Raw genomic sequence first — 22,785 nt, 5'->3', positions numbered from 1 at the left:
ACAGGTCAGCTTCGGGTGATGCGCAGCAGCTTGTCGTCGTCCCCGTTGGACGTCGTGACGTACAGCGCGCCGTCGGGGCCCATCCGGGCGCCGCGGAGCCTGCCGTGGGTGTCGTCCAACTCCTTCGGGATCACCGCCTCGCGCACCGTGCCTTCCGGGGTCAGCCGGAACAGCATCAGCTTGCTGCCGCGCAGCGCGACCACCGCCAACGCGCCCTCCAGGTCACCCCACGTCTTCCCGGTCAGGAACGTCGACGCGCAGATCGCCTCCGGGGGATCGCCGGAACTCCACACCGCCTCCACCGCGTCGGGGAAGCGCTGCTTGTCGGTCATCGGCACGCTCTCGTCATAGCTCTGCACGGTGCCGCCCTGGGCCGGGTCCCAGCCGTAGTTGGCGCCCTTGCGCAGCAGGTTGAGCTCGTCGTCGCGGTCCGGGCCGTGCTCGGCGGTGAACACCTGGTCGGTACCCGGCCGCGACGCGACGCCCTGGATGTTGCGGTGACCGTAGGTCCACACCCGCCGCTCGTTCTCATCGCGTGCGGAGGCGAACGGATTGCCCGGCGCGGGCTCGCCGGTCTTGAGGTCGAGGCGCAGCACCTTGCCGCCCAGGTTGGTGCGGTCCTGGGGGAACGCCGGGCGCGCGCTGTCGCCGGTGCCGACGAGCAGGCTGCCGTCGGCGGCCATTTCGGGGCGGCAACCGGAGTGGCGGCCGCTGGGGTTGATCGGCAGCCCGGTCAGCAGATCACGCTGCTTCTCGGCGCTGCGGCCGTCCGCCGACAGCGTCCAGGTGACCAGCCGGACGTCGACCGGCCTGCCGTTCTCCTGGTGCGTCTGGCAGGTGGTGAACTGCCGTGAGGTGGCGAAGTCGGGGTGTATCACCATGCCCATCAGGCCGCCCTCGCCGCGGACGTACACAGTGGACAGATCGGCCTGGACGGGGCTGACCTTGCGGTCCGCCGAGACCAGGGCGATGCGCGCCGGGCGCTGGGTGACCAGCGCGGCGCCGTCGGGCAGGAAGCCGACATCCCAGCCGTGGTCGAACCCGGTCGCCACGACCTCGACCTTGAAGGCGGGGGCGGCGGCCGTGCTGGGCGCGCTGCCCTGACCAGTTCCGCTGCTGCACGCGGTGAGCGCCAGCGCGAGGAGCAAACCCGTGATCCGCATAACTGCCAGCATGCCCGGCAGGGTGTGAACTCGCCGTCCGAACGGCGCACCTGGGACACAACTGCACACCGCCTGCACCAACGGCAGTTGAACTGAGCCGGTTTCGCGTATCGCGCCGAATACGCTGGCGTGTCTGGCATGGGGGGAAGGTGGACATGTCCTTCGACGGCATCGGCGAGGTCACCCTGGAGGCGGTCCTCGCGGGTGTGGCCTTGCTGCTCACCGGGACGGCCTGGCTGCTCGACCGGTTCGTGCTGCGCCGCAAGCGTCTCAGCTACCGGGTGCAGCTCAACGCGCCGATGAGCCTGAGCCCGGACCACGTCACCGAGATGGTCGACGTGGAGTTCCGCCGCAACGACGCCGTGGTGGCCGACCCGAGCCTGGTGCTGCTGCGCATCGAGAACGTCGGCGGGCAGGACATCGAGCCGCGGGACGTGCAGGAACGGCTGTCCTTCACCTTCCCCGACCGCATGATCGTGGGGCTGGAGATCACCGAGGCCAAGCCCGACACGCTGGAGACCATGCTGTCCGAGCGGCTCGACCCGGACCTGGTGCTCGGCACCGAGCGGCTGGTGCTGCCCAAGATCGCGATCAACCGCAACGACAGCTTCAAGCTGCTGTTGCTGCTCACCGGCAAAGGCGATCAGGTCAAACACGCCGGCTACCTCACCGGCGGCGGACCGGGCGGCGGGGTGGTCCGCGACACCCGCAGCCGCGGTCCGCTCAAGCGCAGCCTGGTCTACGGCGCCCTGTCGTTCCTGCTGGTCGGCGCGCTGACGGGCCTGCTGCTCAGCGCGCCGGAAGCCCGGCCCGCGCACTGCGTGCCCGGCCAGTTGCGGGTGGTCGGCTCCACCGCGTTCGAGCCGATCATGAAGGAGATCCGCGGCTCCTACGTCGCCGAGTGCGGCAAGTTCGACGTCAGCCCCGACATCGAGGTCGACGGCACCGGAAGCCGCAGCGGCACCCGCTACCTCCAGGACAACGCCAATCCGAACGTGATCGCGATGTCCGACGGCGCCGCCGACGGCGGTCTCAAGGACCTGCGGCCGAGGCCGATCGCGGTGGTGGTGTTCTCGGTGGTGATCAACGAGGCGGCGGGCATCACCGCATTGACCTCCGATCAGCTCAAGGGGATCTACGCGGGCACCATCAAGAACTGGCGTGAGCTCGGCGGCAGCGACAAGCCGATCAAGATGGTCAGCCGTATCGGACCGGACTCGGGTTCGCGGCGTGCCTTCGAGGACAAGGCGCTGGGCGGCACGCGTGAGCTGGGCATCTCCTCCGACGACTGCGAGAGCATCGACAACCCCGGTTTCGGCTACTACCGCTGCGAGGTCGGCTCCACCCGCGAGCTTCTGGAGACGGTGAACAAGGTGGACGGCGCCATCGGGTACGCCGAGCTCAGTGCGGCCCGCAAGTACGAGCGGGTGGAGCCCGCGGCCATCGACGACCACCGGGCGGACCTCGCCAAGGTCAAGGAGGGCCGGTACCGCTTCTGGGCGGTGGAGTACGCCTACACCTTCGGCGACCCGCAGCCGGACACGCTGCTCACCGCGTTCCTGGACTACACAGGGGACAAGGAGGCCCGCAAGATCTTCCTGCGGGACGACCTCATCCCCTGTGTCGAGGTGATGGACACCCTCTGCAAGTAGCTCAGGCCGCGCGGCGCGCCGCGAAGTCACCCGCGAGGTAGTTCACCGAGGCCCGCAGCGCGGGCTGGGCGCCCTCGCAGTGCTGCTCCAGGGTCGCGGCCAGCGCGATGATCTCGCCGTTCGGGTCGGTGACCAACTCGGTGATGGTGAAGCTGCCATTCAGCTTGTTGCAGCCGCGGCCGTTGCCCGAGACCTCCAGGCCGGGGCCGTCGTCGTGGAACGGCCAGCGCTTGGCATCGGGGTAGGTGCCGACCTTGAGCGGCTCGCCCTTGGGCGGGGCGAAGCTGATGCTCCAGTTGTCGCGACGGCCCTCCACGCCGATCGTCACCCCGCGGGAGAAGTTCTCGCCCATGCTGAACAGCGTGGTGGAGCCGGTGTAGGACTTGCTCACGCCGCCGCCGATGAAGTCCCAGGGGTCGCTGGTGAAGGAGTAGGACAGCGGGAAGACGCCGACGCGGACCTTGCCGCGCAGCGCGGGCGCGTTCTCCCGCTCGCAGTTCTGCGTGAAGTCCGCCTCCAGCGCGGTGACGGCGCCGTCGCGGACCTCGATCTGGTCGATGGTGAACTGCCCCCACACCTGGTTGCAGCCGCGGCCCGAGCCGCTGACGTCCATGCCCGGCGCCCGGCCCTTGCGGAACGCGGCGCGCTCGGCGTCGCGGTAGACACCCGGTCGCAGGGTCTCGCCCTTCGGGGCGGCCAACTCGACGGTCCAGTACTCGCCGCCGTCGGCCGAGTCCACCGAGACCCGCAGGTACTCGGGCGTGCCGCTCAGCCTGATCCGGTCGGTCGGAGCCAGGTAGGAGCGGGACTGGCCGCCGCCGATGTAGTCGCCCTGTTCGCTGGTGAAGCTGTAGGAGGTGACTCCGGTGCGCTCGGCCGGAGCCGCGCCCGCGTCCAGGGACAGCGCGAGCAGCCCGGCCACGACCGCCGCGGCGGACGTGATCAATCGTGATGACATGCAGCGGAAATTAACGCCGGGCGGGCACGCTCAATACCGCCGCAGGCCAAGCGGCATAGCCCGCTCTCAGCCGTCGATCACGTTGTTGGGCCTGCGGCGGCGATCCCCGCCGAAGCGGTCCACCAGCCTGCCCAGCCGCTCGGTGGTGCCCTGGAGCGGGCCGAGCGCGTCGGCCAGCACCCGGATGGAGCTGTCCAGCTGGGTGGTGTTCTTGGCCAGTTGCTGGAGCCTCGGTTCCACCGCGGCCAGCCGGTCACGCAGCTCCGGCACTTCGCGCAGCGCCGTCGGCAGGTCGGGCTCCAGCCTGGTCAGCACCCGGTCCAGCTGCTCAAGGGCCTGACCGGCCGGGACAAGCTGCTCCATCGCCGCGGCCAGGCGGGGCAGGGCGCGCAGCGCCTCCCGCACCACCTGGTACTCCCGAAGCGCGGCGCTGCCGACCCTGGTCGCCGTGTTGACACCCATCACGGCGGCCACCAGCGGCAGGCCGAGCAGCGTGCGGGCGATGACGGGAACCGCGGTGCGCGAGGACTCGGTGCTCACAAGGTCTCCGATCCGGGTGGCTGGCTCGATGCTAGCCCGATCAGCGCAACCAAGCCCTAGCCGAAAATCGTCTGACGCGGTCCGTAGGCTTGGAGGTGAGACCTCTGTCCGGCTCGTCCCAGGCAGAGGTATGTCTGCTTTGACGAGGGGTAGTTCGTGACGGTGCAGGCTTGTCTCCACTCGCTGCTCGGTGCCGTGCTGGGCGGCTCCGCCCTGCGCCAGGTCGTCGGCGCGGTCAACTCGCCGTCGCTGGAGATCGAGGGGCCCGCCTCGGCGCGGCCGCTGGTCGTGGCCGGGCTCGCCGCCGAAGAAGGGCTCGGCGGGGGAGCGCGGCCGGTGCTGGCCATCACCGCGACCGACCGGGAGGCCGAGGAGCTCACCGCCGAGGTCGGCGACCTGCTGGGCGCCGACGCCGTGGCCGTGCTGCCGTCCTGGGAGACGCTGCCGCACGAGCGGCTGTCCCCGCGTGCCGACACGGTGGGCCGCAGGCTCGCCGTTCTGGGCAGGCTGGCCCACCCCGAGGAGCATCCTGCGGGCGCCCTGCGGGTCGTGGTGGCGACCGTGCGGAGCCTCATCCAGCCGATGGCCCCCGGTCTGGGCGAACTTCGCCCGGTGCGGCTGCGGACCGGCGAGGAACACGACTTCAACGAGATCATCGAGCAGCTCGTCGGCATCGCCTACGCCCGCGTCGACATGGTGGAAAAGCGCGGCGAGTTCGCCGTCCGCGGCGGCATCCTGGACCTTTTCCCGCCCACCGCCGAGCACGCCATCCGGGTGGAGTTCTGGGGCGACGAGGTCAGCGAGATCCGCGAGTTCTCCGTTGCCGACCAGCGCTCGCTGCCAGTGCAGCTTCCCGAGCTGTTCGCACCGCCCTGCCGTGAGCTGCTGCTCACCTCCGACGTCAAGGCGCGCGCCGCCGACCTCGCCGAGCAGCACGCGGGCGACGCGCACCTGGCCGAGATGCTCGGCAAGCTCGCCGAGGGCATGCCCGTGGAGGGCATGGAGGCGCTGATCCCGGCGCTGTGCCACGGGCAGTTGGAGCTGCTCACCGACGTCATGCCCGAGGGCACGCACGTGCTGCTGGCCGACCCGGAGAAGATCCGCACCCGCGCGCACGACCTGGTCCGCACCGGCCAGGAGTTCCTGGACGCCTCCTGGTCGGTGGCCGCGGGCGGCGGCAAGGCCCCCATCGACCTCGGCGCCTCCGCCTACCGGGGCCTTGCGGAGATCGCCTCCCACGCCAAGGAGTCGGGGCTGGCGTGGTGGTCGATCAGCCAGTTCACCACCGCCGAGTCCGAAGACGACGCGGTGCGCGAGCCGATCCGGCTGGACATCGCGCCCGTGCAGGCCTACCAGGGCGATGTGGACAAGGCCTTCGCCGACCTGCGGGCGCACACCGCGACCGGCGGCGCCGGCGTGTTGATCGTGCCCGGCGCCGGTACCGCGCAGCGCGCCTGCGAGCAGCTTCGGGACGCCGAGGTGCCCGCGCTGTACGCCGAGGAGGGCCTGACCGAGGCGCTCAAGGGCGGCACCGTCACCGTGGTCCGCGGCGCCATCGAGGACGGTTTCGCCGTCCCCGACATCGCGCTGGTGGTGCTCACCGAAACCGACCTCACCGGTGGCCGCGGCGGCACCTCCACCAAGGACATGCGGCGGATGCCGTCCCGGCGGCGCAACGCCGTCGACCCGCTGGCGCTGCGGCAGGGCGACTTCGTCGTGCACGAGCAGCACGGCATCGGCAAGTACGTGGAGATGGTGCAGCGCACCGTCGGCGGCGCCACCCGCGAATACCTGGTCATCGAGTACGCGCCCAGCAAGCGCAACCAGCCGGGCGACCGGCTGTTCGTGCCCACCGACCAGCTCGACCAGATCTCCCGCTACGTCGGCGGCGAACTGCCCAGCCTGAACAAGCTGGGCGGCTCGGACTGGAAGAACACCAAGAGCAAGGCGCGCAAGGCGGTCCGCGAGATCGCCGCGCACCTGGTGCAGCTCTACGCCGCCCGCCAAAGCGCCCCAGGCCACGCCTTCGGTGGCGACACCCCGTGGCAGCGGGAGCTGGAGGACGCCTTCCCCTACGTGGAGACCGTCGACCAGATGGGCGCCATCGAAGAGGTCAAGGCCGATATGGAGAAGGCGGTCCCGATGGACCGCGTCATCTGCGGCGACGTCGGCTACGGCAAGACCGAGATCGCCGTGCGCGCCGCGTTCAAGGCCGTGCAGGACGGCAAGCAGGTCGTGGTGCTGGTGCCCACCACGCTGCTGGCCCAGCAGCACCTCAACACCTTCGTCGACCGGATGCGGTCCTTCCCGGTGAACATCAAGGGCCTGTCCCGGTTCACCGACTCGATGGAGGCGCAAGCGACCATCACGGGCCTGGCCGAGGGCGAGGTCGACATCGTCATCGGCACCCACCGGCTGCTTCAGACCGGCCTGCGCTACAAGGACCTCGGGCTGGTGATCGTCGACGAGGAACAGCGCTTCGGCGTCGACCACAAGGAGCACATCAAGGCGCTGCGCACCCACGTCGACGTGCTGACCATGTCCGCGACGCCGATCCCGCGCACCCTGGAGATGAGCCTGGCGGGCATCCGCGAGATGTCCACCATCCTCACCCCGCCCGAGGAGCGGCACCCGGTGCTGACCTATGTCGGCGGCTACGACGACAAGCAGGTCGGCGCCGCCATCCGCCGCGAACTGCTGCGCGACGGCCAGGTCTTCTTCGTGCACAACCGGGTCAGCACCATCGAGAAGGCCGCCCGCCGCCTCCGCGAACTCGTGCCGGAGGCCAGGATCGTCACCGCGCACGGCCAGATGCACGAGGACAAGCTGGAAAAGGTCATCGAGGGCTTCTGGGAGAAGGAGTACGACGTCCTCGTCTGCACCACGATCGTGGAGACCGGCCTGGACATCTCCAACGCCAACACCCTCATCGTGGAGCGCTCCGACCTGCTCGGCCTGTCCCAGCTGCACCAGCTTCGCGGCCGCGTCGGCCGCAGCCGCGAGCGTGGGTACGCCTACTTCCTGTACCCGCCGGAGGCCCCACTCACCGAGCACGCGCACGACCGGCTGGCGACGATCGCGCAGAACTCCGAGCTCGGCGCGGGCATGGCGGTGGCCATGAAGGACCTGGAGATCCGCGGCGCGGGCAACATCCTCGGCGCCGAACAGTCCGGCCACATCGCGGGCGTCGGCTTCGACCTGTACGTGCGGCTGGTCGGTGAGGCCGTGGAGGCTTTCCGCACCCACGCCGGGGCGGAGCCGGGGGAGACCGAGGAGGAGCTGGTCGACGTCCGGGTCGAGCTCCCGGTGGACGCCCACGTCCCGCACGACTACATCGAGGGCGAGCGGCTGCGGCTGGAGGCCTACCGCAAGATCGCGGCGGCGGGCAGCGCGGAGGCGCTGGCCGCGGTGCGCGAGGAGCTCGTGGACCGCTACGGCCCGCTACCCAAGGCGGTGGAGCACCTGCTGGCGGTGGCGGCGTTCCGGCAGGCTTGCCGGAACTACGGCGTGACCGAGGTGGCCTTGCAGGGCAGCATGATCCGCTTCACCCCGCTGGAACTCCGCGACTCCCAGACCGTCCGCCTCAAGCGCCTGTACCCCAAGGCCAACTACAAGCCCGCCATGCGCACGGTCGCCCTGCCCCGCCCCACCGAAGGCGCCGCCGGCGGCCGGATGGGCGCACCCCTCCTGCGCGATGTGGCCTTGCTGGACTGGTGCACCCAGTTCCTGGACACCCTCTGCGGCCAACCCAGCCCCGCCACGGTGCGGTGATGTTCGGTCGACTAGCCGCGGGCGGTCGACCAGAGGGTTTCGATGCGTTCCGTCAGGCCCAGGGTGTCGGAGCTCGGGCGGTGGCGGGCGGCCTCGTGTAGGCGGTCCAGGCGTTGCAGGGTGCGGTGGGAGCGGAGCAGCTCGCAGCCGTCCACGGCGGAATGCGCCATCGACATGCCGAGTTCCAATTCGCCGCCGCGCAGCAGCAGGGCGGCCAGCGTGATCCGCATCAGCGTCCTGGTGCGCAGTTGGCTGGGCGGGGCGACCGCCATGGCCTCCTGGTAGTGGCCGATCGCGGTGTAGGGGTCGCCTTGCGACAGGTAGGCGTGCAGCGCGCCTTCGGTGGTGTGCAACTCGGCCTCGTCGAAGAAGGAGGCCATGCTCTCCGGGTTGGGGTCGAAGGGGAACTGGTCGCGGGTGAAGTTCAGCGCGACGGCCGCGGGCTCCGGCTGGTCGAGTTGGGCGTAGGCCCGTACCTGATGGGCACCCAACAGCGCTTTGAGCTGGGCGTCCTCGGTCTGCTCCGCCATCAGCGACGCCAGTTGCAACAGGCGAAGGCCCTGGTCGGGGGAGCCGTTGTCCAGGTCGATGCGGCCCGAGGAGTAGAGCAGGTAGGCGGTCAGCGCGGGCTCGACGACCTCCTCGGACAGTTGCAGCGCCCGCCAGTACTGCTGCCGGGCCTCCTCGTTGTGGCCCATGTCGAACGACGCCCAGCCCGCGAGCTGGTGGGCGCCGATGACCGCCCGCACCAGCTTCCTGCGCACCTTGTCCGAGCAGGCCCCCGACAGAAGTTCGTTCGCGCGCTGCACGTGGGTCACGGCCGCGCGCAGCACGGCCCCGCCGCCTTGACGGAAGTCCAATGTGCGCAGTGCCTTGGTTGTCGCGATCAGACGGTCCACATCGGACAGTCCCACTCGTGACGGTGTTCCTCGGTCGATGATCAGGTCTTCTCTGGCCAATAAGTGGTAGGGAATAGGCTCGGTACCGGTTGCGGCGCTGTGCACCCTGCGTCGCGTCACGTCATGCCTTCCCGACCCCGTCGCTCCTGCTCTGACGGGCAGGGCCCCGGTGCGAGCGCCAAAAAAGCGCCGACGGATGAATATTCGCCGGCGGCGTCCTTGCACGTTCAAACGGAGTCTCGTGTTGGCGGCTAGCCTGAGATCACCGAAGGTAGCTGGCCCTGCGCTGAGTGGCACTGCGGCGTTTGGGTGGACTCCTCGTTCAGGTGCCTGATGTGAGAAGGTACATACCGTGACCAAGGCCCTTAGCCGTCCCTCCATTGTGGTGACCTTGCTCGCCGCCGCCGCAGTGCTGCTCGCGGGCTGCGGTTCCGGCCCCAAGCAGGTCGGATCCGCCTTCATCGTCGGCGACACCGCCGTGACCGTGCCCGAGGTGCAGCAGCGCATTCGGGACGTCCTGGACAAAGAGCCGGAAGCCCGCAAGCAGCTGGAGCAACAGCAGCAGCTTGACGAGGTGACCCGCAGCCTGGTGACGCTGCTGGTGCGGCACGAGCTGATCCAGAAGGCCGTGGAGCGCGAGGGCATCAGCTACAACGAGGAACAGGTCACCGACCTGGTCAACAAGCAGGGCGGGGCCGCCGCGGCGTCCAAGGGCACGCTCTACACCGAGCACACCTACCGGGAACGCGCCCGCGACCAGCTCCTGCTGACCGAGCTGGGCCGCAAGTACGTCGGCAGGCTCGCCATCACCTTCGACTACGTGCAGTTCGAGACCCGCGACAAGGCGCTCAAGGCCGCCGAGGAGATGGCCAAGGGCCCGAAGGCCGCCGAGGACTACGTCAAGCAGGCCCAGGAGCGGTTCAAGCGCGGCGAGGACGCGGGCCGCGCCGGCATCGACGAGAAGCTCTCCGCGAGTTCGGACCTTCAGCTGGCCCGGCTTGCCTTCTTCGGCGTCAAGCCCGGCACGGTGACCGCCTTCCCGGTGGACGAGAACCAGCGGTCGTGGCTGGTCGCCCACGTCAAGGAGCGCCGCACCGACGCCAAGCCCGACGCCGGGCAGACCGACAAGCCAGAGGACGCCGACCCGCGCCTGCTGGAGGGCGTCGGCATCCGGATGCTGGCCCCGCTGGCCGAGGAGATCGGCGTGCGGGTCAACCCGCGTTACGGCACCTGGGACCCGGTGAGCCTGGCCTCGGTGGGACGCACCGACGTCGCCAGCGGCGTGGTGCTGCCGGTCCGCAACCCCGCCTGACGCGATGCACACCAGCGCGGTCGTGCTGACCGATCGGCTGCTCGGCGCGGTCATCCCGGTTGCCGCCCTGCCGGTGCTGCGCACCGCGGACGAGGTGTTCGCCGGTCCGGATCTGGACCAGGAGACCAGGACGGCCCTCGGCCTGCCGGTCGCGCCCGACGATGTGTTGGAGCTCGCGGAGGTCAAGCAGGTCGCCGTGGTGTGCGGCGACCTCGCCGAGCCGATCGCCGCGGCCATGCAGGCGGGCGGCGCTCAGGTCTTCGCCCCGCCCCCGCCCGCGGGCCGCGAGTTGCTGGAGGCCGCGCATGTCATGGACCGCCTCCGCTCGCCCGGCGGCTGCCCGTGGGATGCCGAGCAGACCCACGACTCGCTTCGGCGGTACCTGATCGAGGAGACCTACGAGCTCCTTGAGGCCATCGAGGACGGCGACCGCCACGCGCTGCGCGAGGAACTGGGCGACGTCCTGCTCCAGGTGCTCTTCCACGCCAGGGTCGCCACCGAGGACGCCGACGACCCGTTCTCCATCGACGACGTGGCCGGTGCGCTGGTGGCCAAGCTCGTCGGCCGCCACCCGCATGTCTTCGGCGCGGGCGACCCCGAGGTCCGCGATGCCGCCTCCCAGGAGATCCGCTGGGAGGAGCTCAAGCAGGCCGAGAAGCGCCGCCAGTCCTGCCTCGACGGCGTCGCTCTCGGCCAGCCCGCCGTCGCCTTGGCCGCCAAGCTCGTGCAGCGCGCCCGCCGCGCCGGTTTCCCCGTCGACCTGCTCCCCGACGGCGACACCACCGGCCTTACCCTGTTCGCCGTCGCGGCCCTGGCCCAGTTCGCGCGGGAGGACCCGGAAGCCGAACTCCGCGCCGCCGCCAAGGACTTCGCCGACCGCGTCCGCGCCGCCGAGACCGCCGCCCGCACCGAGGGCGTCGACCCCGCCACCATGGACGCCGACGGCTGGCGCCGCTTCTGGCGCTAGGTCAGTCGTCGTCCAAGCAGCAGGAACACGGCAGGCTCAGCCGGTTCCGCTCGTGGGTCGCCTCCAGCAGCTCCCGCACCGGGTGCAGCGCCATCTCGGCGAAGCGGAATGTGTCGTCGCAGTAATCCGGGTAGAACTCGTCGATCAACAGCGTGCCGTCACAGTGCAGTAGCTGAACGAGATTTCGGCCGCACCTGTTCCACTCCCACAGCACTCGCTGAACGTTGTTGAAGAACCGGCTTCGCTCATCAATGTGTTCATCGGTGAGAGAGGTGCCGGCGTTGTGCAGGCTGGTGCACAGCTGGGCCACCTCCTCCAATGCCCGTCGCAAGTCGTGTGAATTCGTCGTCGGGCTCATCGCGACTCCTCGCGTGCAGCTGGACACCCGAAGGTGCTGCAGGGCTGACGGTGCTTGGGAGTACCCGCTGAGATGCACTCCTGAACATCCGGTGGGGAGCTATGACGAATTCTTATCACTATTAGTGAGTGTTAACTCGCTGCGGCCCGCTGATGAACAATTGACCGTCCACAGTGGACGAAAACGGAATCGGATTGTGGTGGGAAACAATCACTGGCGAGCCATTGCCGTTGATTGTTCGCCATTTTCCCGTTGGACGTCCTTCTGTGCCGGACCTCACCGCCATGCGGCGCATTGAGCAGAAAACCGGCCTGCGAGGTGACGAGAACCCGGTGGAGCCGCGTACAAACGACTATATGGATGGGCGCTTCGGTCAGCCAGGTCTCATCGAGGCAACCCGGCTCGCCGCGCCCGCGTCCTGTTCTAGGCGCGTTCGTCGGAACTGGGAGGTGCCTTGTCGAGAACGTCCGCAGTCGTGGCCGGGGTGTCCCTGCTGGTGGTGGTCGGTCTGTTCGCCGCGATCGTCTACGTCGTGAACCGACTGCCCGAGGTGGAGCTCGGCGGCGGCCCGCCCGCGGTGGCGCCGCCGAACCCCGGCATCGGCGCGCCCGAGGTGCCTCGCCCGCCGCGCAAGCCCAAGGGCACCCTGCCCCAGCCGCCGCAGCAGGCGCTGGCCGCGTGGTCGCGGACTGTCTCCGAGCGCATCGGCGTCTCCGCCACGGCGGTCGCGGCGTATGGCTACGCGGCCTCGGTGCTCAGCGTGGAGCGCCCGTCGTGCGGCCTGGGTTGGTCGATGCTGGCGGGAGTCGGGGCGATCGAATCCCGCCACGGCACCCTCAACGGCGGAGTGCTTGCCGACACCGGCAAGCCGTCGCCGCCGATCCGCGGCATCCCACTCGACGGCAGGCCCGGCACGCGGGTGGTCCCCGACAGCGACCGCGGCAAACTGGACGGCGATCCTGACTACGACCTGGCGATCGGTCCGCTGCAATTCATTCCCGAGACGTGGAAGCGGTGGGCGGTCGACGCGGACCGCGATGGCGTGGCGGACCCGGACGACCTGGACGACGCCGCGCTGGCCGCCGCCAGGTACTTATGCTCCGGCGGCGGAGACCTGTCCTCGGCGCAGGGCTACTGGACCGCGGTGCTGACCTACAACGCCAGCCGGGAGTATGGGCAGAATGTACTGAATTCGGCGGACCGATACGGCCGGATGAGTCATCAGCCCTAACCCATTCGGTCTCCCACCCAGCGGCAGATGCTTAACGAAGTTAAGACGTACGGTCGGTAATCTGTTGAGGTGGCCGAAGCTATGCCCGAACAGCCCAGCCCGGCGCCGAGACCCTCGCGGCGCGGCTGGCGCACGACCGCAGGGCGCCTCGGCCTGGTGGTAGCGCTACTCACGGTGCTTGCGGGCTCGGCCTGGGCCATGGTCATCGCGACCCGCCCCGCTGCGGGTCCGCCACCGGAGCCGATCCCCGCGGACCTGGTCCAAGCGGCGGCGGTGCAGCCGGGCGTTGCGCCGCCGGACGCTTCCGGTTCGGCCCGTCAGCCCGCGAATCCTGCGGGCCAGGCCGCTCGTGACCCACTGGCGACCTGGGCGAGCGTGGTGTCGGCGCGCACCGACATCCCTGAACGGGCCATGCGTGCTTATATGAATGCGGACCTGGCGACTCGGCGTACTACTCCTGGTTGCCGCATTACGTGGGCTTCGCTGGCGGCTATTGGGAAAATCGAGTCCAACCACGGCCGCTGGGGCGGCGCCACGCTTGGTGAGGATGGTCGTCCGTCGAAGCCGATCATCGGGGTGGCGTTGAATGGGTCGACCGGCGTAAAGCTGATCGGCGACACGGACCGCGGCCGGTTGGATGGCGACACCGAGCACGACCGGGCCGTTGGCCCCATGCAGTTCATTCCGTCTACTTGGGCCGGTTGGGCCACTGACGGCGATGGGGACGGTCGGGGTGACCCCCAGGACATCGATGACGCGGCGGCGGCTGCTGCTCGCTATTTGTGCGCGAACGGCCGCGACATGGCGAGTGGGCATGGGTGGTGGGCTGGGATCATGTCCTACAACCACTCGGTAGAGTATGGGCAGAAGGTTTACGGCTTGGCTGATAAGTTCGCCCGCGCGTCTCGTAGTTTGTGAGATTTTGCTCTAGTAGTGTTTTTGTTGGCGGGCGAGCAGGGGTCGGGGTTCTTTCGGGCGAGGTGCGCTCTTTCAAGAAGTTCTGGTAGTGGGATTTGTTGGGTGTTCTAAAGATGGGGGTGGTGGGGTTGATGAGTTTTGGATTCCGCTGGTGTGGGGGGTTTCTGTTGGGTTTGGTGGGATTTGTTGTTTGACATGGGGCCCCTGCGGTGCCGCGGAAGGGCTTTACCGGGCAGGCTTCGCATGCCCTTCCTCGCGGCGAGCTTAGCGGCACCGCCACCCCATGTAAAACAACAAATCCCACGATACAATTTGTTGGCGTCCGGTCGAGTGTCGCCTTTTCGGTGACCTTGCGTGATTGATTGTCCAGCCCTTTCGGGTGATGCGATATCGAACGAGTATTCGATATCATGGGGGTATGACTTCTTTGGGGGAGCTCTGTCACACCTCGCCGGTGGGTGAGGTGTTGGAGGCCGTGCTGGCCACCGACATGTCGGCGGTCTCCGATGATGAGGCGTTGTCGGTGGTGGTGTTGGCCCGCCGGTTGCAGAGCTTCGCCAAAGCGGTGGAATGGGAGGCGGCCTACCGGTTGTGGGAGATCCGCAAGGCCGAACCGGAGGTGTCGTGGGGCTCGTTCTGCGACACCGAGATCGCCTCGGCGGCCAAGCTGTCCCCGCGTGCGGCCGACCGGGTCCTCAGCGACGCCCTGACCCTGTGCGGGGATCTGCCCGCCACTCATGCGGCGTTGAAGGACGGGCGGATCGACACCGGGCATGCCTACGCCATCGCCAACGCCACCTCCGTTCTCGAGCCCGAGATCCGAACCCGAGTCGAGCAGGAAGCTTTGGTGAAGGCGCCGGGTCGGACCGCGCAACAGTTGGCGAGCATCCTGCGCCGCACGGTGTCGCGGGTGGACCCGCAGGGTTGTGAGAAACGCTCCGAGCAGCGTCGCAGGGACACCTACGCGTCGAAAAAACCCGGTGAGGACGGGTTCGCCCACTACATCATCGGCGGCGCCACCGAAAAGATCTCCGTCGTCGACGACCGGGTCGACAAGATCGCCCGCGCACTCAAACGCGACGGGGACGAGCGCACCCTCGACCAACTCCGCTCCGACATCGCCCTCGGCCTACTCGCCGGCACCCTCGACGAACGCACCCGAGAGCTGGCCGCCTCCACCACGGCGGTCCTGCACATCATCACACCATTGACCACCCTCATCGGCGCCGATGACGTCCCCGTCGAGCTGGCCGACGGCAGCATGCTGCCCGCCTCGGTGATGCGGACCATCATCGACACCCACCGCGACACCGTCGTCTACAAACGCGTCCTGGTCGACGACGCCGGCATCGCGCTCCCCCTCAAGCAGAAGGTCTACCGACCCGGCCGCGAACTCACCCGCTACATCAAAACCCGCAACCCCAGATGCTGCTTCCCCGGCTGCACCCGCAAATCCCGCAGCACAGGAATCGAACTCGACCACACCCACCAATACAGCCAAGGCGGCCCCACCAGCCACACCAACCTCGCACCCCTATGCGCCCGCCACCACCACACCAAACACCGAGGCGGATGGACCGCAACCCAACCCACCCCCGGCACCCTGCACTGGACCAGCCCCACCGGACGCACCTACCAAATCCCCCCACAACCCCTACTCGACCCCACACCCCACAACAACCCGCACCCACCCCACAACACCAACCCGAACAACAACCCGCACCCACCACACAACAACCCGACCAACGACAACCCGAACAACAACTCGCACCTCGGCAAGCGGCCGACCCGAGTGGCACACCACCCCAAATCCCCACCGACCGCACCACCAAACCGCGCCACCCCACCACTCGAACAACGCACGCCGAAAAACACCCACCCCACCCACCGAAACCGAGGCACACCCACACCCACACCCATATCCACACCCATATCCACAACCACATCCACATCCGGATCCGGCGATGGCGGTGAAAGCGAAGGACCTCCACCCTTCTGAATCGTCGCCCTCAGTGTTTTCCTGGATTGACGGTGTCAGGCGTCATCCTGGAGTGCCGGCGCCGGCACGTCTTTCTGGACTGGTGCTCTCAGCACGCCCTCCCTGTCGTGGCGGCGTCAGCAGGCCTCCTGAGCTGACGGCATCAGAGCACCCTTCTGAACTGGTGTCCTCAGCACGCCCTCTTGAAGTGATGCGCTCGGCGGGCCTTCCGAACTGACGGGTTCAGTTCACCCTTCTGATCCAATGACATTGGCGTGCCCTTCTGGGCTGGCTATGTCAGCACGCCTCGTGAGCTGGCGTTCGCCGAGGGTCTCCTGAGCTATCGACAGATCTCCTGAATTGACGACATCAGAGCACCCTTCTGAACTGCCGCCCTCACCACGCCCCCTAAAGCGATGCGCTCGGCAGGCCTTCTGAACTGGCGGAAGTGTGCCCCTTCTGGACTGACGGCGTGAGCACGCCTTCCTGAAGTGACGGTCGGCAGCGGGTCTGCTGAACTGAGGACATCAGAACGCCCCTGCTGAAGTGGCGACCTCAGCACGCTATCCAGAACTGATGGGCGTCTTCCTGCCGAACTCGCGGCATCGGCACGCCTCCAGAATTGACGGCGTCGGCACGGCATCCGGAATTGCCGGTTTCCGCCATCGCGAAACCCTGTGCGATCCCCACCCGAAATCGCCCACTGGTAACCGCTGACCAAGGCGGGATTTTTTGATGATTTTCTGTGGGGGGAGCGGTGGTGCTAAGCTCGTCCGCGAGAGGGGCATGCGAAGCCTGCCCCGGAAAAGCCCCTCCGCACCACCGCTAGGGGCCCCACATAAAATCATCAAAAAATCCCGCCGGCGAACACCAACCAAGCGAACCCCAAAAGCCACCAGCAAAACCCTCAATCATCCCCACGCAAAGCCATAGCAGCCCGAACCTCATTCAACGCCTCCTGATACTCAGGCGTCGGATTCATAGTGGCAGCCAAACGCAACTGAGCCTGCGCCTCCCGCAACCGCCCCTGCCGTTGCAACGTGCGACCAAGCGCAAACCGAGCGTAATGATCAGCAGGATCGAGATCCAACACCTTCCGGAACGCCTGCTCCGCCCGCCGCAACTGCGCCGACAGGAAGTAGGCGCGGCCGACAAGGAGATGGACGCTGGGCGCGTCAGGGGCAGCCGCCAGGACTTCACGGAGCGCACGCAACGCTTCCAGTGGGCGACGTTGGTCAACAAGGGCTTCGGCTCGACGGAACGCGTCGAAGGTCTCGTCTGCGGCGCTCATGGTCCCGTCTAATTTACGCGTAGCACGGCTGATTCGAAAACCACTGGCAGCGGCTGTCTTCGGCGATTGTTCGGCAAACGTTGCGTGATCCTTCCACCGCTGCCGCGTGTATCTCATTCGGGTACGCCCCGAGCACGACTAGGCTCGATCGCGAAGTATGCCGGGCGCATCACTACCGATCTACGACAGGAGCTTGCAGGTGGCGGTCATCGAGCAGGTGGGGGCCAGGGAGATCCTGGACTCGCGCGGGAACCCGACGGTCGAGGTCGAGGTCGCGCTCGACGACGGGACGCTGGCCCGCGCCGCCGTCCCCTCCGGGGCGTCCACCGGCGAACACGAAGCCGTGGAACTCCGCGACGGCGATGCCCGTCGCTACCTCGGCAAGGGCGTCGAGAAAGCCGTCACCGCCGTTCTCGACGAGATCGGACCCGAGCTCAGCGGGCTCGAGGCCGTCGAGCAGCGTGTGGTGGACCAGAAGCTGGTCGACCTGGACGGCACCCCGGACAAGTCGCGGCTCGGCGCGAACGCGATTCTCGGCGTCTCGCTGGCCGTGGCCAAAGCGGCGGCGGAGTCCAGTGGGCTGGAGCTGTTCCGCTACGTGGGTGGGCCCAACGCGCACGTGCTGCCGGTGCCCATGATGAACATCCTCAACGGCGGCGCTCACGCCGACACCGATGTCGACATCCAGGAGTTCATGGTGGCGCCCATCGGCGCCGAGAACTTCCGTGAGGCGCTGCGCTGGGGTACCGAGGTCTACCACGCGCTCAAGTCCGTCCTGAAGGGCAAAGGCCTGGCCACCGGTCTTGGCGATGAGGGTGGGTTCGCGCCCGCGTTGTCCAACAACCGGGAGGCGCTGGACCTCATCGGGATCGCGGTGGACAAGGCCGGGTTCAAGCTTGGTCGGGACGTCGTGCTGGCGCTGGACGTGGCCGCCACCGAGTTCTTCTCCGACGGCGTCTACAACTTCGAGGGCAGCAAGCGCAGCGTCGAGCAGATGGCGGCCTACTACGCCGAGCTTGTCGACGCCTACCCGCTGGTGTCCATCGAGGACCCGCTGTCCGAGGACGACTGGGACGGCTGGGTCTCGCTGACCGCTCAGATCGGGGAGCGCGTTCAGCTGGTCGGCGACGACCTCTTCGTCACCAACCAGGAGCGGCTGGAGGACGGGATCGCCCGGCACGCCGCGAACGCGCTGCTGGTGAAGGTCAATCAGATCGGCACGCTGTCGGAGACGCTGGACGCGGTCACGCTGGCGCATTCCACCGGGTACCGCTGCATGATGAGCCACCGTTCCGGGGAGACCGAGGACACCACGATCGCCGACCTCGCGGTGGCCACCGGCTGCGGCCAGATCAAGACCGGTGCGCCGGCCCGCAGCGAGCGGGTCGCCAAGTACAACCAGCTGCTGCGCATCGAGGAGGCCCTCGGTGACGCCGCGCGGTACGCGGGTGAGCTCGCGTTCCCGCGGTACACGCCGGAAAGCTGATCAGCACGTAAGGAGGGGTGATGGCCGGGCGAGAACAGGAGAGACGCCGCCGCCGGGGGGAACCCGGTGCGACCCGACGATCCGAACGCGCCCGGCGATCACCCGTCCAGCGCAGCACCAGCCACTCCCGCGTGCACCCGGCCGGTACCGGAACCCCAGCGCTCAGCGAGCGGGTGCGGCAGAACCTGCGGCGTCGGCCGCAGGGCACCGGGGGAGCCTTCGGGCTGTCCTCCACCCGTCGCGCCGCCGCCCTGGCCATGGTGGTCTGCGCGCTCGCTCTGAGCGTGGCCGTCCCGCTACGCACCTACCTCAGCCAGCAGGCCGCGATCGTGCAGGCCGAGCAGCAGAAGGCCGCGCTGCAACGGGACCGCGAGGAGCTGGAGAAGCGAAAGCAGCGCCTGTCGGACCCCGCCCAGGTCGAGGCGGGCGCCCGGGAGCGGCTCCAGTACGTCCGGCCTGGTGAGGTGCCCTATATCGTGCAGCTGCCCGAAACTCCGCAGCAGCCGGGGGCAGGGCAGGAACAGAGCAAGCCGCAGCCGCGCAAACCCTGGTACGAGCGGCTGTGGACATCGATCGCAGAGGACGGGAATTGACCAAGCCGCTCTTCGGAGCCCCGCGGATGCTGGAGCCGGTCACCGAGGCGGATCGCGCCGTCATCGAAGCCCAGCTGGGCCGCCCGCCCCGCGCGCTGCGCGCCGTGGCGCACCGGTGCCCCTGCGGCAAGCCGACCGTCGTGCAGACCTCGCCGCGGTTGGACGACGGCACCCCGTTTCCGACGCTGTACTACCTGACATGTCCGCGATTGACATCTCTGGTGAGTACGTTGGAGTCATCCGGGGCAATGTCGGAGATGACGGAGCGTTTGCAGGACGATGAGCAATTGGCAAACGCCTACCTGCGCGCACACCAATCTTATCTGGCCCACCGCGACTCGATAGAACCGCTGGGTACGGACGTTTCCGCAGGTGGGATGCCTGGTCGAGTCAAATGCCTTCACGTGCATGTCGCGCATGCGCTTGCCTGCGGCCCAGGAATCAACCCGTTTGGTGATGAGGCACTCGAATGGGCGGGTAACTGGCATGCAGAAGGTAGCTGCGTGTAATCGCAGCGCTTTTTGTTTCCTTGACGGAAGTGCTGCGCTGGGCTGGTCGGGTCGCTACACTCCTACTCTCCTGAGCGGCAGGTAAGCCGCCGACGCTGCTGCGCGCCTTTTACCAGGTTGGAACTCCCGCGTGACTGCCCGCACTATGGGTATTGTCCCCGCGCGCTCCCCTGGGAGGCGATCGTGAGCCCGTCGCCACGTCCTCTCCACCAACGCGCGGTTCTGCGTTTGAGCATCGCGCTGGAACAGCACTGCCCGCCAGAGTTCGAGGTCCTGCCCGCCCCCGTCGACGTCGTGCTCTCCGAGCGGACCGTGATCATTCCCGACGTGGTGGTCGGACGCCGCGAGGACTTCACCACCCGCGCCCTGATCGGACCGCCCGTGCTGTCCGTCGAGGTGCACTCCCCGCGCACCCGCAAGGTCGACCTGGAACTCAAGCGCACCCTGCTGGAGGAGGCGGGCTGCCTCAACTACTGGCTCATCGACCCGGACAAACCGGCCATTCGCTGCCTCGCGCTGCGCGAGACCGGCTTTGTGGAGATCGCGTACCTGGTGGGGGAGGAGCGGGCCGTGGTGGCCGAGCCGTACCCGCTCACCCTGTGTCCGGCCGACCTGGTGCGGAGTCATGCTGTGGGCCAGGAGTTGTAACGACCTGACAGAACGGCACGACATTTTGGCGTAGTCGGCGCGTAACACTGGCCGAGTAAAGCCGTTGATATTGGTAAATCGCGGCACTTGCTCCCTTCCATGCAACCCCCGATGACAGAATGTCCGTCAACAGGCTGAAGCCGGGAACACATGGAGTGATCAGCAAAGGGGTGTTTCATTCGTGGCAGCCGCTCGGGGAGGCGCCCACCGGAAGAAGAGCGCGCGTGCGCTGAGACGGGAATCGAAACGGCGCAGGGCGGCCGGGGTGGCCGCATTGGGCGCCTTCCTGGTGCCCAGCCTGTTCGCCGTCGTGCAGCAGCACCCACTCAAGAACGTGGCCGACGAAGGCGCAGGCACTATCGCCGCCCTCGGCGCCGGTGACGTGCTGGCCCTGCTGACCTCGCCGGATTCCCTCGGCGTCAACGGCAGGCTTCCCGAGGCGGACACCATCAGCCCCGAACTGCTTGCCGCCCTGAACGACCCGAACGCCCTCGCGGGCGGCCTCGACCTCGGTATCACCGGTATGGACATCCCGCCAGTCATGTTGGCGGCCTACCGCCGCGCCGAGCAGATCCTGCTCAACGAGCGCCCCGGCTGCGGCCTGCACTGGTCGGTGCTGGCGGGCATCGGCCGCATCGAGTCCAACCACGCCCGCAACGGGCAGGTGGACGCCGCGGGCAACACCACATCGGCGATCCTCGGCCCCCGCCTGGACGGCACGCTCGCGGGCACCGCCTCGATCCGCGACACCGACCGCGGCAGGCTCGACGGTGACAGCAACTGGGACCGCGCGGTCGGCCCCATGCAGTTCATCCCGTCCACTTGGGCGGGCTACGCCTCCGACGGCAACGGCGATGGCACCTTTTCGCCGCACAACGCCTTCGACGCCGCGCTGGCCAGTGGCCGTTACCTGTGTTCCGGCGGCCTGAACCTCCGCGATCCCGCCCAGCTCGCGGCGGCCATCTTCCGCTACAACCACTCGCAGACCTACGTCCGCGAGGTGCTGCTCTGGGCGGGTATCTACGCGGGCGCGATCCTGCCGCCCGGCGACATCACCCCGCCTCCGGTTGGCCCGTTCCCGCCGCCGCCCGGCGTGATCCCGCCGCCCGAGACGGGCCCCGGCACGACCCCGCCGCCCACCACCACGCCGCCGCCGACGACCTCGCCGTCCACCCCGCCGGTGACCACGGTGCCGTCCACGCCGCCGAGCAGCACCACCCCGCCGACGACGCCACCGTCCACGACGCCACCGCCGTCGACCACGACGCCGCCGACGACCACGCCCCCGCCGACCACGACGGTGCCGCCTAACACCACGACGCCACCTCCGTCTACGACGCAGCCGCCGCTGAGCACGACGACGACTCCGAAGCCGACCACGACATCGGCCCCGTCGAGCACGCCGACATAGCCCGCACCCTCTACGGTGAGTCGTGCTGGCCAAGCACGACTTCCGGAGGAGCCGATGACGCGGGTCGCCGCTATCGACTGTGGTACCAACTCGATCCGCCTGCTGGTCGCGGACGTGACCACACGCGAGGACGGCACGCATTGGCTCCGTGACGTGCACCGGGAGATGCGGATCGTGCGCCTAGGCCAAGGCGTCGACGCCACCGGGATGCTCGCCGCCGAGGCGCTGGAGCGCACCAGGGTCGCGTTGGCCGACTACACCGCGATCATCCGCCGCAAGGGCGCCGAGCGGGTCCGCATGGTCGCCACTTCAGCCACCCGCGACGCCTCCAACCGGGAGGAGTTCTTCGGCATGGTCCGCGCCACGCTGGGCGTGGACGCCGAGGTGATCAGCGGTGACGAGGAGGCCAGGCTGTCGTTCACCGGGGCGGTGGGCGACCTCGACCCCGCGGACGGGCCGTTCGTGGTGGCCGATATCGGCGGCGGCTCCACCGAGATCGTGCTGGGCGGCACCGACGGCGTCACCGCGACCCTGGAGGCGGCCCGGTCGGTGGACATCGGCTGCGTCCGGCTCGCCGAGCGCTGCCTGCACTCCGACCCGCCGGACTCCGACCAGCTGGCCGAGGCCAAGGAGCTCACGCACAAGATCCTCGCCGAGGCTTTCGAGACGGTGCCCGTGGAACACGCGCGGGCCTGGGTTGGCGTGGCGGGCACCATCACCACCCTGTCCGCGGTCGTCCAGGATCTACCCGAGTACGACTCGGCGAGCACACACCTCTCGCGCATCTCGCTGCCGCAACTGGCGGCGGCGACCGATCGGCTGCTGTCCATCCCCCATGCGGAGGTCGCCAAGATCGGTTCGATTCACCCCGGTCGGGTGGATGTCATCGGGGCGGGTTCGGTGATCGCCTTGGTGTTGGCCGAGGAATTGGCCCAGCGGTCCGGAATTTCCGAGCTCATCGTGAGCGAACACGACATTCTGGATGGCATCGCCCTCTCGCTTGTCGAATAGAAGCTATGGGCCATGTGTGCCAAGCTATGGGCGTCCGGTGAAATGCGATGACACGCCTACGGGAGACGCAACTACGGTGATCGTTGCCG

General features: G+C 68.5%; 19 protein-coding genes. 13 read left to right on the top strand and 6 right to left on the bottom strand.

From position 1 onward, the window contains the following. Positions 1-5: 5 nt before the first annotated feature. Positions 6-1,175, bottom strand: coding sequence for a PQQ-dependent sugar dehydrogenase (locus tag ACU6XJ_RS06760; RefSeq protein ID WP_476307728.1), 1,170 nt, complete (start codon positions 1,173-1,175; stop codon positions 6-8). A 143-nt stretch (positions 1,176-1,318) separates the two neighbouring features. On the opposite strand from ACU6XJ_RS06760, the gene ACU6XJ_RS06755 reads away from it, so the two are divergent. Beyond that, complete coding sequence (locus ACU6XJ_RS06755) at positions 1,319-2,815, top strand: PstS family phosphate ABC transporter substrate-binding protein (protein WP_476307727.1); 1,497 nt, start codon at positions 1,319-1,321, stop codon at positions 2,813-2,815. A gap of 1 nt (position 2,816) precedes the next feature. On the opposite strand, the gene ACU6XJ_RS06750 is transcribed toward ACU6XJ_RS06755, so the two are convergent. Together ACU6XJ_RS06750 and ACU6XJ_RS06745 are read right to left on the bottom strand one after the other, a co-directional pair. After that, entirely contained in the window at positions 2,817-3,773 is a 957-nt protein-coding gene (locus tag ACU6XJ_RS06750) for a hypothetical protein (RefSeq protein WP_476307724.1), read from the bottom strand. Between the two features lie 66 nt (positions 3,774-3,839). Further along, positions 3,840-4,313 (bottom strand): hypothetical protein, encoded by a 474-nt coding sequence (locus ACU6XJ_RS06745; protein WP_476307722.1) that lies wholly within the window; start codon positions 4,311-4,313, stop codon positions 3,840-3,842. A gap of 156 nt (positions 4,314-4,469) precedes the next feature. On the opposite strand from ACU6XJ_RS06745, the gene mfd reads away from it, so the two are divergent. Continuing rightward, complete coding sequence (gene mfd / locus ACU6XJ_RS06740) at positions 4,470-8,084, top strand: transcription-repair coupling factor (RefSeq protein WP_476307720.1); 3,615 nt, start codon at positions 4,470-4,472, stop codon at positions 8,082-8,084. Between the two features lie 11 nt (positions 8,085-8,095). Here the strand turns inward: mfd and ACU6XJ_RS06735 are convergent, their stop codons facing one another. Continuing rightward, positions 8,096-9,103, bottom strand: coding sequence for a hypothetical protein (locus tag ACU6XJ_RS06735; RefSeq protein ID WP_476307717.1), 1,008 nt, complete (start codon positions 9,101-9,103; stop codon positions 8,096-8,098). Between the two features lie 232 nt (positions 9,104-9,335). Between ACU6XJ_RS06735 and ACU6XJ_RS06730 the strand changes: the two genes are divergently transcribed. Both ACU6XJ_RS06730 and ACU6XJ_RS06725 read left to right on the top strand, forming a co-directional pair. Beyond that, entirely contained in the window at positions 9,336-10,295 is a 960-nt protein-coding gene (locus tag ACU6XJ_RS06730) for a SurA N-terminal domain-containing protein (RefSeq protein ID WP_476307715.1), read from the top strand. A gap of 4 nt (positions 10,296-10,299) precedes the next feature. Next, on the top strand, positions 10,300-11,262 hold the full coding sequence (locus tag ACU6XJ_RS06725) for a nucleoside triphosphate pyrophosphohydrolase (RefSeq protein ID WP_476307712.1): 963 nt from the start codon (positions 10,300-10,302) through the stop codon (positions 11,260-11,262). Position 11,263: 1 nt separating this feature from the next. Here ACU6XJ_RS06725 and ACU6XJ_RS06720 read toward each other — a convergent pair whose 3' ends face one another. Next, positions 11,264-11,620 carry a hypothetical protein gene (locus tag ACU6XJ_RS06720; protein WP_476307710.1) on the bottom strand — a complete coding sequence of 119 codons (357 nt, stop codon included), beginning with the start codon at positions 11,618-11,620 and terminating at the stop codon, positions 11,264-11,266. Positions 11,621-12,074: 454 nt separating this feature from the next. Between ACU6XJ_RS06720 and ACU6XJ_RS06715 the strand changes: the two genes are divergently transcribed. The 3 genes from ACU6XJ_RS06715 (at position 12,075) to ACU6XJ_RS06705 (ending at position 15,768) form a co-directional block, all read left to right on the top strand. Then, on the top strand, positions 12,075-12,851 hold the full coding sequence (locus ACU6XJ_RS06715; protein ID WP_476307708.1) for a lytic murein transglycosylase: 777 nt from the start codon (positions 12,075-12,077) through the stop codon (positions 12,849-12,851). Between the two features lie 81 nt (positions 12,852-12,932). Continuing rightward, positions 12,933-13,769: a lytic murein transglycosylase gene (locus ACU6XJ_RS06710; protein ID WP_476307704.1), complete on the top strand. Its 837-nt coding sequence runs from the start codon at positions 12,933-12,935 to the stop codon at positions 13,767-13,769. 418 nt (positions 13,770-14,187) lie between these two features. Then, a complete protein-coding gene (locus tag ACU6XJ_RS06705) occupies positions 14,188-15,768 on the top strand; it encodes an HNH endonuclease (protein ID WP_476307702.1) in 1,581 nt (526 codons plus the stop codon). A gap of 886 nt (positions 15,769-16,654) precedes the next feature. Here the strand turns inward: ACU6XJ_RS06705 and ACU6XJ_RS06700 are convergent. Continuing rightward, on the bottom strand, positions 16,655-17,038 hold the full coding sequence (locus ACU6XJ_RS06700) for a tetratricopeptide repeat protein (RefSeq protein WP_476307699.1): 384 nt from the start codon (positions 17,036-17,038) through the stop codon (positions 16,655-16,657). Positions 17,039-17,237: 199 nt separating this feature from the next. Here ACU6XJ_RS06700 and eno point away from each other — a divergent pair, with 199 nt between their 5' ends. The 6 genes from eno to ACU6XJ_RS06670 all read left to right on the top strand — a co-directional run bounded on the left by eno (position 17,238) and on the right by ACU6XJ_RS06670 (position 22,696). Further along, positions 17,238-18,524, top strand: a complete 1,287-nt coding sequence (gene eno, locus ACU6XJ_RS06695; protein ID WP_476307697.1) for a phosphopyruvate hydratase — start codon at positions 17,238-17,240, stop codon at positions 18,522-18,524. 20 nt (positions 18,525-18,544) lie between these two features. Beyond that, positions 18,545-19,117, top strand: coding sequence for an FtsB family cell division protein (locus tag ACU6XJ_RS06690; protein ID WP_476307694.1), 573 nt, complete (start codon positions 18,545-18,547; stop codon positions 19,115-19,117). A 26-nt stretch (positions 19,118-19,143) separates the two neighbouring features. Next, positions 19,144-19,626: a DUF501 domain-containing protein gene (locus tag ACU6XJ_RS06685; RefSeq protein ID WP_476313827.1), complete on the top strand. Its 483-nt coding sequence runs from the start codon at positions 19,144-19,146 to the stop codon at positions 19,624-19,626. A 228-nt stretch (positions 19,627-19,854) separates the two neighbouring features. After that, a complete protein-coding gene (locus tag ACU6XJ_RS06680; protein WP_476307693.1) occupies positions 19,855-20,274 on the top strand; it encodes a Uma2 family endonuclease in 420 nt (139 codons plus the stop codon). Between the two features lie 265 nt (positions 20,275-20,539). Next, positions 20,540-21,685, top strand: a complete 1,146-nt coding sequence (locus ACU6XJ_RS06675; protein ID WP_476307691.1) for a lytic transglycosylase domain-containing protein — start codon at positions 20,540-20,542, stop codon at positions 21,683-21,685. 54 nt (positions 21,686-21,739) lie between these two features. Continuing rightward, positions 21,740-22,696 (top strand): Ppx/GppA phosphatase family protein, encoded by a 957-nt coding sequence (locus tag ACU6XJ_RS06670; RefSeq protein ID WP_476307690.1) that lies wholly within the window; start codon positions 21,740-21,742, stop codon positions 22,694-22,696. Positions 22,697-22,785: the final 89 nt, after the last annotated feature.

The organism is Actinorectispora metalli, from assembly GCF_056323685.1.
Note: the sequence above shows the minus strand (reverse complement) of the source record. Positions and strands in the feature narration are given on the sequence as shown.

Coding starts and splice junctions, on each gene's coding strand:
- ACU6XJ_RS06760 (WP_476307728.1), bottom strand. CDS start 1,175: ATGCTGGCAGTTATGCGGATCACGGGTTTGCTCCTCGCGCTGGCGCTC.
- ACU6XJ_RS06755 (WP_476307727.1), top strand. CDS start 1,319: ATGTCCTTCGACGGCATCGGCGAGGTCACCCTGGAGGCGGTCCTCGCG.
- ACU6XJ_RS06750 (WP_476307724.1), bottom strand. CDS start 3,773: ATGTCATCACGATTGATCACGTCCGCCGCGGCGGTCGTGGCCGGGCTG.
- ACU6XJ_RS06725 (WP_476307712.1), top strand. CDS start 10,300: ATGCACACCAGCGCGGTCGTGCTGACCGATCGGCTGCTCGGCGCGGTC.
- ACU6XJ_RS06720 (WP_476307710.1), bottom strand. CDS start 11,620: ATGAGCCCGACGACGAATTCACACGACTTGCGACGGGCATTGGAGGAG.
- ACU6XJ_RS06710 (WP_476307704.1), top strand. CDS start 12,933: ATGCCCGAACAGCCCAGCCCGGCGCCGAGACCCTCGCGGCGCGGCTGG.
- ACU6XJ_RS06705 (WP_476307702.1), top strand. CDS start 14,188: ATGACTTCTTTGGGGGAGCTCTGTCACACCTCGCCGGTGGGTGAGGTG.
- ACU6XJ_RS06700 (WP_476307699.1), bottom strand. CDS start 17,038: ATGAGCGCCGCAGACGAGACCTTCGACGCGTTCCGTCGAGCCGAAGCC.
- ACU6XJ_RS06690 (WP_476307694.1), top strand. CDS start 18,545: ATGGCCGGGCGAGAACAGGAGAGACGCCGCCGCCGGGGGGAACCCGGT.
- ACU6XJ_RS06685 (WP_476313827.1), top strand. CDS start 19,144: ATGCTGGAGCCGGTCACCGAGGCGGATCGCGCCGTCATCGAAGCCCAG.
- ACU6XJ_RS06670 (WP_476307690.1), top strand. CDS start 21,740: ATGACGCGGGTCGCCGCTATCGACTGTGGTACCAACTCGATCCGCCTG.